14 protein-coding genes are annotated in these 13,251 nt (G+C 61.5%); all 14 read right to left on the reverse strand.

The genetic code is table 11. From position 1 onward, the window contains the following. Window positions 1-59: 59 nt before the first annotated feature. Window positions 60-1,700 carry an apolipoprotein N-acyltransferase gene (gene lnt / locus WC811_RS13340; RefSeq protein WP_372645324.1) on the reverse strand — a complete coding sequence of 547 codons (1,641 nt, stop codon included), beginning with the start codon at window positions 1,698-1,700 and terminating at the stop codon, window positions 60-62. Further along, entirely contained in the window at window positions 1,700-2,722 is a 1,023-nt protein-coding gene (locus WC811_RS13345; protein WP_372645326.1) for a hemolysin family protein, read from the reverse strand. The genes lnt and WC811_RS13345 overlap by 1 nt, the downstream gene beginning before the upstream one ends. A gap of 20 nt (window positions 2,723-2,742) precedes the next feature. Further along, window positions 2,743-3,252 carry an rRNA maturation RNase YbeY gene (ybeY, locus tag WC811_RS13350; RefSeq protein WP_372645328.1) on the reverse strand — a complete coding sequence of 170 codons (510 nt, stop codon included), beginning with the start codon at window positions 3,250-3,252 and terminating at the stop codon, window positions 2,743-2,745. A 4-nt stretch (window positions 3,253-3,256) separates the two neighbouring features. Then, window positions 3,257-4,252, reverse strand: coding sequence for a PhoH family protein (locus WC811_RS13355; protein WP_372645330.1), 996 nt, complete (start codon window positions 4,250-4,252; stop codon window positions 3,257-3,259). 147 nt (window positions 4,253-4,399) lie between these two features. Beyond that, the gene (gene miaB / locus WC811_RS13360) at window positions 4,400-5,713 is read right to left on the reverse strand and encodes a tRNA (N6-isopentenyl adenosine(37)-C2)-methylthiotransferase MiaB (protein WP_372645784.1); all 1,314 of its coding nucleotides are present in this window, start codon (window positions 5,711-5,713) and stop codon (window positions 4,400-4,402) included. 124 nt (window positions 5,714-5,837) lie between these two features. After that, window positions 5,838-6,731 carry a lysophospholipid acyltransferase family protein gene (locus WC811_RS13365; RefSeq protein ID WP_372645332.1) on the reverse strand — a complete coding sequence of 298 codons (894 nt, stop codon included), beginning with the start codon at window positions 6,729-6,731 and terminating at the stop codon, window positions 5,838-5,840. Between the two features lie 8 nt (window positions 6,732-6,739). After that, complete coding sequence (locus WC811_RS13370; protein WP_372645334.1) at window positions 6,740-7,195, reverse strand: Fur family transcriptional regulator; 456 nt, start codon at window positions 7,193-7,195, stop codon at window positions 6,740-6,742. Between the two features lie 89 nt (window positions 7,196-7,284). Continuing rightward, entirely contained in the window at window positions 7,285-7,788 is a 504-nt protein-coding gene (gene rimI / locus WC811_RS13375; protein ID WP_372645336.1) for a ribosomal protein S18-alanine N-acetyltransferase, read from the reverse strand. Then, a complete protein-coding gene (tsaB, locus tag WC811_RS13380) occupies window positions 7,785-8,483 on the reverse strand; it encodes a tRNA (adenosine(37)-N6)-threonylcarbamoyltransferase complex dimerization subunit type 1 TsaB (protein WP_372645338.1) in 699 nt (232 codons plus the stop codon). Before tsaB ends, rimI begins: the two co-directional genes overlap by 4 nt. 14 nt (window positions 8,484-8,497) lie before the next feature. Then, complete coding sequence (locus tag WC811_RS13385; RefSeq protein WP_372645340.1) at window positions 8,498-9,088, reverse strand: malonic semialdehyde reductase; 591 nt, start codon at window positions 9,086-9,088, stop codon at window positions 8,498-8,500. A gap of 80 nt (window positions 9,089-9,168) precedes the next feature. Then, window positions 9,169-9,723 carry a NifU family protein gene (locus tag WC811_RS13390; RefSeq protein WP_372645343.1) on the reverse strand — a complete coding sequence of 185 codons (555 nt, stop codon included), beginning with the start codon at window positions 9,721-9,723 and terminating at the stop codon, window positions 9,169-9,171. 136 nt (window positions 9,724-9,859) lie between these two features. Next, entirely contained in the window at window positions 9,860-10,360 is a 501-nt protein-coding gene (locus tag WC811_RS13395; protein WP_372645345.1) for a universal stress protein, read from the reverse strand. A gap of 79 nt (window positions 10,361-10,439) precedes the next feature. Further along, on the reverse strand, window positions 10,440-11,477 hold the full coding sequence (gene trpS / locus WC811_RS13400) for a tryptophan--tRNA ligase (RefSeq protein WP_372645347.1): 1,038 nt from the start codon (window positions 11,475-11,477) through the stop codon (window positions 10,440-10,442). An 85-nt stretch (window positions 11,478-11,562) separates the two neighbouring features. Further along, window positions 11,563-13,137, reverse strand: a complete 1,575-nt coding sequence (gene murJ / locus WC811_RS13405; RefSeq protein ID WP_372645349.1) for a murein biosynthesis integral membrane protein MurJ — start codon at window positions 13,135-13,137, stop codon at window positions 11,563-11,565. Window positions 13,138-13,251 lie beyond the last annotated feature (114 nt).

Here is a 13,251-nt window from a genome sequence, read left to right on the forward strand (position 1 = left end):
ACGCGCGCGAGGCGTCAATGACCGACCGCTTCCGCGACAAGTTGACGTCAAGACTTTGATTAACGGCCGTTTTTGCGGAGCGCGACGGTCAACCCCGCATAAAGTGCTAGAATAATCACGAGCATCCAGTCGCCAAGCCTGGCGTAGAGCGGAGGCGGTACGGCTTTCGGCAGTCGGCTGTCGATCTGCCCGCGGACGTCGATGCCGAGCGATGTGAGGACGCGCCCGAATGGGTCGACGACCGCCGAGATTCCGTTATTGGCGGCCCTGACCAGCGGCGCGCCTTCCTCGATGGCGCGGACGCGGGCTTGGTGGAAATGCTGATAGGGGCCGGTCGTTTCGCCAAACCAGCCGTCGTTCGTGACGTTGATCATGACGCCGGGATGTTCTGAGCCTTGAACGACGTTGCCGGGAAAAAGCGCCTCGTAGCAGACGAGACCGAGCGCTGGCGGCAAGCCGGGAATAATCATCAGCTGGCGCGGTTCCTTGCCGGTGCCGAACGAGCCGCGTCCGTGTGCGAGCCGTTCGATGCCGATCGATGAAAGCGTCGCTTCGAAGGGCATATACTCGCCGAACGGCACCAGATGCGTTTTGTCGTAGGTCGCGATCGGCTGGGCCTTCTCATTCAGGACCAGGATGCTGTTGAGCGTTTTCGTCTCGGGGGTGAAGGGCGCGCCGGGCGCCAGCGCCGGGTCATGGCGAAGAGCGCCGGTGATCAACGTCGTGCCGGCCGGCAGAATGTTTGCAAGGATGTCGAGGGCGATGGGCGACTCGAGCGGAAAGAACGGCATCGCCGCTTCGGGCCAGATGAGGTGGGTAATTCCGGCGAGAGAATCCGACTGGCCCGCGGGGTTCGTCAGCGACAGCGCGATGTGGTCGTCAAAGATCCGGCGCTGATATTCGGCCATCCACTTTTCGCGCTGGGGAACGCTCGGCTGCACGATCCGAAGTTTCACATTCGGAACGAACTCTTGCGGCGTTTGCAGCCGCCAAGTGCCATAGGTCCAGAGGCCGCCCATCGGCAGGGCCGCGAGCAGCAGCGCGAAGGCTATGAGGCGCGGCGTGGTGGTCCGGCCGGAACAATCGCCGAGGGTCACGAGCGGCGCGGAAAATACGAACAGCGCAATTGCTGTCAGGCCATAGGCGCCGACGAGGGCGGCGCTTTGCATCAACGGCAGCGGGTACGTCAACGCGTATCCGGGAAGGTCCCATGGGAAGCCTGTCAGGATATGGCCGCGCAGCCATTCGACGATGGACAGCGCAATCGCGAATACAAACAGGCGCGAAAGGCCTTCGCTCCAAAAAGCCCGTGCAGCCGCGGCGCCAACGCCCCAGAAAAGCGCAAGTCCGGCAGGCAGCAGCGTGATCGCAAAGGGCAAGAGCCAAGCGAATTTATCGGCTTCAACGAGGAACGCTTCGCCGACCCAGAACAGGTTGAAAAAGAAATAGCCGAAGCCGAACAGCCAGCCGGTGCCGAAGGCGCGGCGTAGCGTCGGGCTGGCATCGATCAGCCAGACGAAAACGGGCAGCGTCAGAAAGAGGATGGGCGTCACGAACATCGGCGCAAATGCCAACGCCGAGAGGCTTCCCGCTGCGATAGCGAGAAGCGCCCGGCGCCAGCCGCTCAGCGCCATGACCGTCGCCCTCGCCCGCGCAATCAGGGCCAGGTTCGCTGGTGCGATTGCGGATGCGGCGTCCATCACGCCTTCGGCGTTTCAGGCAACGATTTGGTGTTGGTCACGGGCGGACGCGGCGGGTGGATCTTCAGCTTCTTGACGCGGCGGGGGTCGGCATCGAGGACTTCGAATTCGACGCCCGTCGGATGGCGGATCAATTCGCCGCGTGCGGGAACGCGGCCGAGCATCGAGAAGATGAGGCCGCCGATCGTGTCGACCTCTGTCTCCTCGTCGTCTGGTACGAGCTTCATGCCCAAATGGCTTTCGAGTTCTTCGATCGGCGTGCGCGCGACGGCGATAATGCCGAGCTTCGGATCGACGATGATGTTGATCTCGTCGTCGTCATCGTGCTCATCCTCGATGTTGCCGACGACTTGTTCGATCAAGTCTTCGATGGTGACGAGCCCATCCGTGCCGCCGTATTCATCGACGACGAGCGCCATGTGAATGCGCGTCGACTGCATCCGGATCAGGAGGTCGACGGCCGGCATAGACGGCGGCACGTAAAGAATCTGCCGGCGAATTTTGACGGTGGTGATCGGCTTGTTCAGATCGATGCTGCGGAGATCGAAGATATTCATCGCCGGCGGTTGGGCGTCGAGATCCTCGGCGATCTTCGGCGGTTGGCCGGTCGCTTCGGCCACCAGCCAACGCAGCACATCCTTGATGTGGATCATGCCGCGCGGATCGTCGAGCGTTTCGCGGAAAAGCGGAATGCGCGACACGCCAGCTTCGTTGAAGGTCTGGAGCAGTTCCGAGATCGGCTCGTTTTCGTCGAGCGCGGTGATATCGGCGCGGGGCACCATCAGGGAGACGACGCGGCTCGACCCGAACTGCAGCAGACGCTCCAGCATTTTGCGTTCGGCGTCGGTGAAGTGGGCGGTGCCGCCGGTCTTGAGCGCGCCTTCGAGCGCGTCGCGGACATTGGGGGGCACCACGAGGCCGAGCTTTGCGCGAAGCGCGTGGAGCCAGCCGAGGGAGCTAAAGGCCCGGGTCTCGTCAGCTAATGCGTCGGATAGAGGTTTATCGTGTGTGTTGTCAGTCATGGCCATGGGTCGGAACCCGGTCACTCACTTCTGCCGGTTTCCAGCTCGCCCGTATATGGATTTGCGATGCCTAATTTGGAAAGTACTTCTATTTCAATGGCTTCCATGCGCTCTGCATCCGTTGCCGTGTCATGATCATAGCCTAAAAGATGCAGCACGCCATGGACGACCAAATGCTGCACATGATGCTCGACCGGGATACTTTGCTCGACGGCTTCCCGCTGGACGGTTTCGAGACCCAGGATGATATCGCCGATCTGACCCTCCGGCGCTCCGTCTCCGGCCGGAAAAGATAAGACATTCGTGGGCTTAGGCTTGCCGCGAAACCTTCCGTTGAGGTCGCTGACGGTCGCGTCGGACGATAATGCAACAGAAACGAACCCGGTAACGGGGCCGTCGGCGGCCGACACGGCGGCCCGGGCGGCGGTCTCGATCAAATGATCGAGACCGGCTACATGCGACCAATCACCATCGTCCTCGACGATTTCAACCTCGAAGATGGGCGCAGCCACATTTAGAGACGCAGACATAGGGTCACTTCGGTTTTTCGTAGGCGTCGACGATCTTGGCGACGAGGTCGCGCCGGACGATGTCGGCGGCCACGAATTTGACGACCGAGATGTCTTCGACCTCCTTGAGAAGGTCGACGGCTTCGACGAGCCCCGACTTCATGCCGGGCGGCAAGTCGATCTGAGACGGATCGCCCGTTATGACCATTTTCGAACCCTCGCCGATGCGAGTTAGAAACATCTTCATCTGCATGCTGGTCGTGTTCTGCGCTTCATCGAGAATGACGAAGGCATTGGCCAGCGTGCGGCCGCGCATGAAGGCCAGCGGCGCGATTTCGATGATGCCGGTTTCGATATCCCGCTCAACTTTTTCAGCGGGCAGAACATCGTAGAGGGCGTCGTAAAGCGGGCGGAGATAGGGATCGACCTTTTCGCGCATATCGCCAGGGAGAAAGCCCAGACGCTCACCCGCTTCGACGGCCGGGCGAGACAGGATAATGCGCTCGACGAGGCCTTTCTCAAGGCAGTGCGCGGCGAAGGCAACAGCGATGTACGTTTTGCCCGTGCCGGCCGGCCCGACGCCGAACACAAGGTCTTTCTTCTGAATGGCGCGCATATACTCGCTTTGCGTCGGCGTGCGTGCCTTGACGACTTTGCGGCGCGTGGCGATCTGGGCTTGATTTTCAGCGACCGTGTCTTCGGCGCGGGCATGGCGGATGAGGCCGTCGATATCGCCGGCACCGATCGTTTCACCCTTGCGGATGCGAGCGTACAAGCGTTCCAGGACGTTTCTCGCGATGTCGCAGGCGGGTGGCGGGCCCGTCAGAATGACGACGTTGCCGTGGGCGTGAGCATCGATGCCCAATCGGTCTTCAATCAGTGCAAGGTGGCTATCGTATTCCCCAAGCAGCTGCGTCAGCAGCCGATTGTCTTCGAAGGGTACAACGACGCGAGCGGGTTCAAGTTCGGCCTTGCTTGGCCGTCTCGATGCCGACGCGGAGGACCCGCGGAATGCTGCCAATCCTGACACTCCTTTGCTTGCGGTTTTCTACCTGTAGCGCTCAAAATCGAATCGGATCGTGGAGCTAACGCTAGCATGCGCAATAAGGGTTCGGCACAGCCAGGTGTGGTTAACGCACAGCAAGTCTTCGCAACCCCTATTACTCGATTATGCCGCCGCGATGACGCCCGACTGGACGACACCCGAGAGGCTGAGGCGGCGCACGTCCGTCACTGCCACATTCGCCATCCGGCCAACCAGATCGCCATCGGCGGCCGCATGGACGAGCTGTAGATAGGGTGTCCTGCCGACAAATTCACCGGGCTGGCGGCCGCGGCGTTCGAACAGCACCGGGACGACGTCGCCCAGGCATCGGGAATTGAAGTCCGACTGCTGCTCGTCCAGCAGCGCCTGGAGGCGTTGGAGACGTTCGGATTTGACGTCCTCGGGGACCTGATCTTCGAGGCTGGAGGCCGGCGTTCCGGGACGGGGGCTGTACTTGAACGAAAACGCCTGAGCAAAACCGACGGCTCTCACGAGCGCGAGCGTATCCTCGGCGTCCTGATCGGTTTCCCCGGGGAAGCCGACGATGAAATCGCTCGACAGGGCGATGTCGGGCCTTGCGGCCCGGACGCGGGCGATGAGGTCGATGTATTCGGCGGCGGTGTGCTTGCGGTTCATGGCGGCGAGCATGCGGTCGGAGCCCGATTGCACCGGCAAATGCAGGAAGGGCATCAACTGGGGAACATCGGCGTGGGCGGCGATCAGATCGTCGTCCATGTCGCGCGGATGGCTGGTCATGTAGCGGATGCGCTCGACGCCATCGATATTCGCCAGACTGCGGATCAGTTCGGCAAGCCCGACAGAACGACCACCTGGGCCTTCGCCGTGATAGGCATTGACGTTCTGGCCAAGCAGAACAAGCTCTCTGGCGCCGGCCGCGGTCAACTCCCGGGCTTCGGCTTCGAGCTTCGCAAGCGGGCGGGAAAATTCGGCGCCGCGCGTGTAGGGCACGACGCAGAACGTGCAGAATTTATCGCAGCCCTCCTGCACGGTGAGAAACGCTGACGGCGACGAAACGCGGCGCGGCGTTTTCATGCGCTCGAATTTTTCGTCCCCCGGGAACTCGGTTTCGACGATGCGTTCTTTGGTCGTTTCGGTGCGGGCGATCAACTCTGGCAGGCGATGATAGCTTTGCGGGCCGATGACGAGATTGACGGCCGGCTGGCGTGTCGTGATCTCGCGGCCTTCCGCCTGGGCGACGCAGCCTGCAACGGCAATCACCGTTTCCTTGCCGTCGCGTTTGCGGGCGTCTTTCACGTCGCGGATGCGGCCAAGATCGGAATAGACCTTTTCAGCGGCTTTCTCGCGGATGTGGCAAGTGTTGAGGATGACGAGATCGGCTTGGGCAATGTCGGTCGTTTCGCGATAGCCATCGCGCGACAGCGCTTCCGCCATACGCTCGCTGTCGTAGACGTTCATCTGGCAACCGAAGGTCTTCAGAAAATAGGCTTTGGTATTGGGGCGCTGCACGTCGTTTGGCCGGTCAATCAAGGGTTTTCATTCGGGTGTCCCGAGGGGATGCGCATAGCACACAATAGGCCGATTATGTCCATTTCTCGCTGCGCGTCTGGGGGACGTTGAGCTTCTGGCGGCGGATTTCCTGGCTCGGTTCGACGGGGATGAGGGCCGGGTCGCCGGGGCGGCCGCGTAGGATGCCGAGAACTGCCGAACGAACAATCCTCTCCGTCTGCATGGCCAGATCCTTGCGGTCCTTGAACTCGGAGAGCGGTACCGGCGGGCTGACCTTGATCGTGACCGTGATCGGGCCGGTTTTGAGTACGCCCCAGGCATGCGAGGTCATTTCCATGTCGCCATACCAGCCGATGCGCGGGCGGTCGGCGCGGGTCAGCGGGACGCCGCGGACGTGGGTGTAGACGACGGCGGCGGTCTGGACGACGACATCGGGGTTCGACATCGCGCCCTGAGACGCGCCCTGTCCGGCAGCAGCGCCAAACAGCGACGTCTTGAAGGGCAGCACACGATTGCCGTCGCTCGACGTACCTTCGGCGAAGAGGACAATGGTATCGCCCTGCTTGAGGCGTCCGACGATTTCGGTGGCGGCGTCGCCCGTCGCCTGCCGGCGTGTCCGATCGACGAAGACTGAGCGCTGCAGGCGCGCTAGCGCCGAGACGAATGGCCAACTGCCGACTTCAAGCTTGGCGACGAACGATACAGGCGCCAGTGCTGAAAGCACGGGGATGTCGAGCCAGGAGGTGTGATTGCAGACAAGCAGCACCGGCTTATCCTGGACGACGGCGCCTTCGATCTTCAGCGTGATGCCGAGGATGCGGCAGACGTTGCGATGATACCAATTGGGAAAGCGGCGAGCGGCGCTGGGCGAAACCTTGAGCAAAACGGCCTGAATCGGCATTAACGGCACGGTGAAGCCGAAGAAGCTCGCGAGGACGGCCGAAGCGCGGAGCGATCCCGTTGCCATTGCGTGCGCTAGCCTTTCCGGCCGGACGACTTCTTCTTCGCAATTGGCACGCCGTAGAGTTCGAGGCGATGGCCGACAAGCTCGAAGCCGAGATCGCGGGCGACGCGTTCCTGCAGGGCCTCGATGGCGGAGTTCGAGAACTCGATCACACGCCCGCTGTCGAGGTCGACCAAATGATCGTGATGCTCTCGCGGGGCGGGCTCGTAGCGGCCGCGGCCGTGACCGAAGTCGTGGCGCTCGAGGATGCCTTTTTCAGAAAAGAGCTTCAGCGTCCGGTAGACGGTGGAGAGGGAAATTCTTGAATCGATGGCATGGGCGCGCCGATGGACTTCCTCGACGTCCGGGTGATCGGTGGCGGACGACAAGACTTGCGCAATGACGCGCCGCTGACCCGTCATTCGCAGGCCGCACTCGGCGCACCGCAATTCGATGGATGTTTCGGACTTCGCCGGAGGTGCGGTCATGACGATCAAGCTTTGGCTGAAGGCGAATCCTCGCCGGGCGAGTATGGCGGCCTTATAGGCAGTGGCAAGCCTTCGCGTCTATATCGGCGCTACGGTGCAGCCGGATCTAGATTTAGAACAAGTGTCAATGCATCGATGGGCGTGCCGCCAGGCCGCTCGTAATAGCGCTTCCTGCGACCGGCTTCGGTAAATCCGAGTTTGCGATAAAGCGCGAGCCCGGCTGGGTTGTCCTCTGCAACTTCGAGGAAGATGCGCTTGGCGCCGCCGCGGCGGGCGGCTCGGGTTAAGCCTTCGAGGAGGCCGGTTGCAAGGCCGACGCGCTGCCAATCGGGCGAAACGCCGATCGAGAGGATTTCCGCTTCATCGGCGGCAAGCTGGCCAATCACGAAGGCAATCACGGATTTCTTCTGGCCACCGGCGACAGCGATCAGCGAGGTAGCAGCGGGATGTTCGAGGAGGCTCCTGACCGCTTCGGTATCCCAGGCCGGAGTGAAAAGCTTGGCGTGAAGCGCGGCGATCTCGTCCGCCCGATCGGGTGACGCCCAGAGCATGCTCGCGTGCTTTACGTTCCGAAATGGCGTCACGTTCGTCATGCGCCGGCTCCGACGAACGGGCTCGGGGCCGGGGGCTTGGCGTCGGGTGGCCTGAGATAGAGCGGCCGGAGGACGTCCGTCACGGGAAGCTCGCAGGCGGGGAACAACACATCGAGCGCATCTGGCAGTAGATCCGGCAGAATCGCGGTCGCCTCGACGCCTTCGCGTTCGGCTGCCGCCGCGAGTTCGACGGCTCCGGAGCCCGCAATGACGATCGGGCCGGGTCCGAGCGCAGTCACTGCGTCGGCAATCAGCAGGCACTGCGGCGCGACGAGACTTTGCAGCGAATGACGATCGAAGACTTCAAGATAGATCTCGCCGCGCCGGGCGTCGGTAGCGATGGCGACGCGGCGGGTCGGCGCGGCCGGTATTCGCGGGCTCATCGCCATCAGCCTGAGGCTCGAGATGGCGACGAATTGCGCGCCCGTCGCGAGAGCAAGCGCGCGTGCCGCCGAAACGGCAATTCGCGTGCCCGTAAATGTCCCGGGTCCGAATGGCACCGCGATGCGGTCGAGCGATTTGAATTGCAGGCCCGCTTCGGCCATGACCATTTCGATCATGGGCATCAATCGCTCGGAATGGCCTTTTTGCATGCCTTCGAATGCGAACGAAATGCCGGGGGTGAGCGAACGAAGCCCCCGGCCCGCCGCAACCGAGCAAGCATCAAAACAGGTATCAAGCGAAAGAATATTCATTCCAGGCGCTGGTTTTAAACGATCGAAGCCATTTCGTCGAAGCTAAATCGCGGTGACCGCGGATAAATACCCGCCGGATCGCCATATCCCAAATTACATAGGAAATTCGACTTTATCTCGGTACCGGCGAAGAACTCAGCGTCAACGGCGGCATTGTTGAAGCCGGACATCGGGCCGCAGTCGAGCCCAATGGCGCGAGCGGCGAGAATGAAATAGCCGCCTTGCAGGGTGCCATTCCGAAATGCTGTGGTATCGGCGTGTTCTTTTTTCCCAACAAACCAGCTTTTGGCATCCGCCGCCGGATAAAGACGAGGCAGATATTCGTAGAAATTCAGGTCGTAAGCGATAATTGCGGTCGCCGGCGCCGCCATGGTCTTTTCGACATTTCCGGGGCTGAGATGGGGTTTCAGGCGCGCTTTCGCTTCCGGCGATTTCACATAGACAATCCGGGCCGGGGAGCAATTGACGCTGGTCGGCGCCCATTTCATGTGTTCGACGATCTGTTTCAGTAGTGCGTCGGGCACCTCTCGGGATTGCCATTTATTGTTGGTCCGCGCCTGGTCGAACAATTGGTCGAGCGCCGCACGATCGAGGGGTTCCGTCATTTTCGAATCCTGTGTGGTTTTCTGAGCCCAGAAACAAAGAACCCCGCCAAGGCGGGGTTCAATGGAATATGTTTTGTACTCTAGGCCGCCTGCACCGCCTGCACTTCCGGACAGAAGTGCTTCAGGAGGTTTTCGATCCCGTTTCGGAGCGTGGCGGTCGAACTCGGGCAGCCAGAGCAGGCGCCGCGCATGTGCAGATAGACCACGCCCTCGCGGAAGCCGGAGAATGTGATGTCGCCGCCATCTTGGGCGACAGCCGGGCGCACGCGGGTTTCAAGCAGTTCCTTGATCGTCGCGACTATCGATTCGTCTTGCGGATCGTAGTTCTCGGCGGCGCTGTCGTTAGCGTCTTCTTCGTCCGTCGCCGGGGCGCCGGACATGTAATGCTCCATGATGGCGCCGAGGATCATCGGCTTCAGATGCTGCCACTCGATGGAGCCTTTGGTCACCGAAATGAAGTCGGAGCCGAGAAACACGCCGTCGACGCCATCGATGGCAAAAAGGCGCGTCGCCAGAGGGGATGCCGCAGCGTCGGTTTTGGTGCGGAAATCGGCGGTGCCGTCCGCGAGGACGTCGCGCCCCGGAATGAACTTCAGCGTCGCCGGGTTCGGCGTAGCTTCGGTCTGAATGAACATGCTGCCTCACTTCGTGTTCGATGCTCGCGCAAGCGCTGCCCGCCCGCCGATGGTTAGAAGCCTTCTAACATAGGCTATATGGGTATGCCTATCGCCCGTGTCGAGGTTATCGAGCCAGGACTGTTCGTGGGGCAATTTAGGCCAATGCCTTGATTTCCGCGAGCGAAAGTTGGCCGGGCACGACCGTGACAGGCACGGCAAATCCGCCTCCCGTGCGCCCGGCCGCGAGGGACGCGACAAGCGGTCCCGGTCCCTTGGCGTCAATCGAGGCGCCGAGCACGAGGATGGATATGTCTTCGTCCTCGTCGATCAGCTTGTTGACCTCTTCGGCCGTGCGGCCTTCGCGGATGACGTCCTCGGCCTCGACGGCCTCGAAACCGGCGTGTGTCAGCTTGCGGCGAAAGAGACGAAACATCGCCTTCGCCTTCGTCGTCTCTTCTTCGATCTGGACCTGACGGACGCCGGCCCAGTTCTGGAACTCGCTCGTTTCGATGACGTAGAGCATGACGATCAGGCCCGACGACCGCTGCACGCGGCTCGCGGCGTAATAGAGCGCGCTTTCGACTTCCTGGCTCTCGTCAACGACGATCAGGAATTTGCGGCGATGGCCTTCTTCGAATGGGCGGCGCGGTTTCATGGGCGCGATGCTGCCATTCCTCGTGCGCGCCCGCAATGGCCGCAGACCAACGCATCATATGCAACTTTGTGGGAGGCGATCAGCTTCGAATGAAGCCGACGATGTCCTTGACCTTATTCATGATGGGCGACGCGATTTCTCTCGCGCGCGCGGAGCCGTCACCCAAGATGCGATCGATTTCGGCGGGGTCGGCCGTCAGACGCTTGATCTCGTTCGCGATGGGCTCGATGCGGGCGACGAGGGCGTCCGCCAGGACCTTCTTGAAAGCCGAGAACTGCTGGCCGCCGTATTCGGCCAGAACGGCTTCGACGGGTTTATCGACGAGCGTCGCGTAGATACCGATCAGGTTCTCCGCTTCTGGGCGGCCCGCGAATCCGGTTTCGTCGCTTGGCAACGGTTCGGTATCGGTCTTCGCCTTCTGGACCTTTTTCGCGATCGTGTCGGCGTCGTCGGTCATATTGATGCGCGAAAGATCGGAGGGATCGGATTTCGACATCTTCTTCGTACCGTCGCGCAGGCTCATGACTCGCGTCGAGGAGCCCGTGATGACGGGCTCGGGCTGCGGGAAGAAAATGCCGTCGGCGAAACCATTCTCGATGATTGAAGACGCAAAGTCGTTGTTGAACTTTTGCGCGATGTCGCGGGCGAGTTCCAAGTGCTGCTTCTGGTCTTCGCCGACGGGAACGTGCGTGGCGCGGTAAGCGAGAATGTCGGCGGCCATCAGGTTCGGATAGGCGTACAGTCCGACGGACGCCTGCTCTTTATCCTTGCCGGCTTTCTCCTTGAACTGCGTCATGCGGTTGAGCCAACCAAGGCGGGTGACGCAATTGAAGATCCACGCGAGTTCCGCGTGGGCTGAGACCTGCGACTGGTTGAAGAGGATGCTCTTCTTCGGATCGAGACCGGCTGCGATGTAGGCCGCCGTCACCTGACGTATCGCGGTTCTGAGTTCGGCTGGATCCTGCGCGACCGTGATCGCGTGGAGATCAACGACACAGTAGATGCACTCGTGCGTCTCCTGCATTTTGATCCAGTTGACCATCGCGCCGAGATAGTTGCCGAGATGCAGGCTGCCTGTCGGCTGCATGCCGGAGAAAACGCGCGGCGTGATTTTCATGGTCTGCTACCAGTGTTGAAACGAAATGAGGCGGCGTTATCGCGTGCAGGCGGCCGCGGCGCAAGGGTGTAGCATTTTCCTGGTGCTAGCGGCGCGTCAGCCTGCCGAGTTGGCCGATCGACATGACGCCGGTTGCGAGGATAAGCGCGGCAAAGACCCCAAGTCCGACGCCGATTTCACAGGCGAGGATCGACGCCTTAACGAAGAAGCCGCTGCCGTGCTCGTAATAGGGCGAAAGCCAATGGCTGGTCCCGAGCAGGGCGGCAACCATCACGGCGCTTGCAAGCAGGATCAGGGGCAGATTGCGTTTTAACCGGGCGTCGGCGACGAAATCGCGTCGGCGATTCAAAGTCGACCACAGAAGGTAAGCATTGAGCCAACCGCCGAGAGCCGTCGCGATGGCGATGCCGAGCTGGGGCAGCATTCCGAGGTGGCGCAGCAGGAAAAAGAGGGCGATGGAGCCGATCGTGTTGGCCGTCAGGCTGATCACGGCGTAGCGCATCGGGGTTTTGGTATCTTCACGCGCGTAGTAGGCGGGCGAGAAGACTTTGATCATCACGAACGCCGGAAGGCCGAGAGCGAACATCGCCAGCACCGACGCGGTGACATATGTGTCTTTCGGTCCGAACGCGCCCCGCTCGAACAGGACACGCACGATATCGGTGGGGATCACAGCGAGCGCCAGCGCTGCAGGGATCGTCAGCAGGAGGGCGAATTCGAGCGAGCGGTTCTGGCTGTCCATGACGCCCGCCGTATTTCCCGCCCTGAGTTGGCGGGCGACGTCGGGCAGCAACACGATACCGACCGCGATGCCGACGATGGCAAGCGGCAGCTCGTAAACCCGGTCGGCATAGTAAAGGTGCGAGACGGCGCCCGGTTGCAGCGAGGCGATGATCGTGCCGATGGCAATGTTGAGCTGAGTCACGCCGCCGGAAATGACGCCCGGTATGCCGAGCCTCACAAGGCGACGAACGTCTTCGGTCAGGCGCGGCCGCCGGATGCCGATGGACATGCCCGCGCGGCGCATGCCCCACATCAAGAGCGCGAGCTGGAAGAAGCCAGCGGCGAACACGCCCCAGGCCTGGATGACGCCGGCTTGGGGCTCGGCGTTATAGCCGAGCCACATCGAATACAGCGTCGCGATCATCATGACGCCGTTGAGAACGATCGAGACCGATGCGCTTTCTGCGAAGCGGCCGACCGAGTTCAAAGCCCCCGACATCAGCGCGACGATCGACATGCACAGCAGGTAAGGCATCGTGATGCGCGTCAGCAGCACGGACAATTCGAATTTCTCAGGGGCGACGTCGAAGCCCGGCGCCAGTCCGTACATCAGGAACGGCATCGCCAGTTCCGATACGATCACGACAATCAGCAAAACGAACAGGAGGCCCGACATGGCGTCTTCGGCGAACTTGCGGGCGGCTTCGGGGCCGTCGCCCTCAAGCTTCTTGGCAAAGATCGGCACGAAGGCGGAGTTGAAAGCGCCTTCTCCGAACAGACGACGAAACAGATTTGGAAAGCGGAAGGCGACGACGAACGCGTCCGCGACCCAGCCCGAGCCGAGCGTGGCTGCGATCAGGATATCGCGCATGAAACCGAATACACGGCTGAGCAGCGTCAGGCCGCCGACGGTGGCGAACGATTTATAAAGTTTCATGGCGTGAACGGCTTGAAGGTTCGCATTGCGCCTCAGAATGAAGACTCGCCCTCATAGACCGGCTTGAAGCGGTGAACATCCGGCAATTTGATGTCGGGCGGGCTCCCTTGTTGG

Source organism: Hyphomicrobium sp. (genome assembly GCF_041659645.1).
GTDB lineage: Bacteria > Pseudomonadota > Alphaproteobacteria > Rhizobiales > Hyphomicrobiaceae > Hyphomicrobium_B.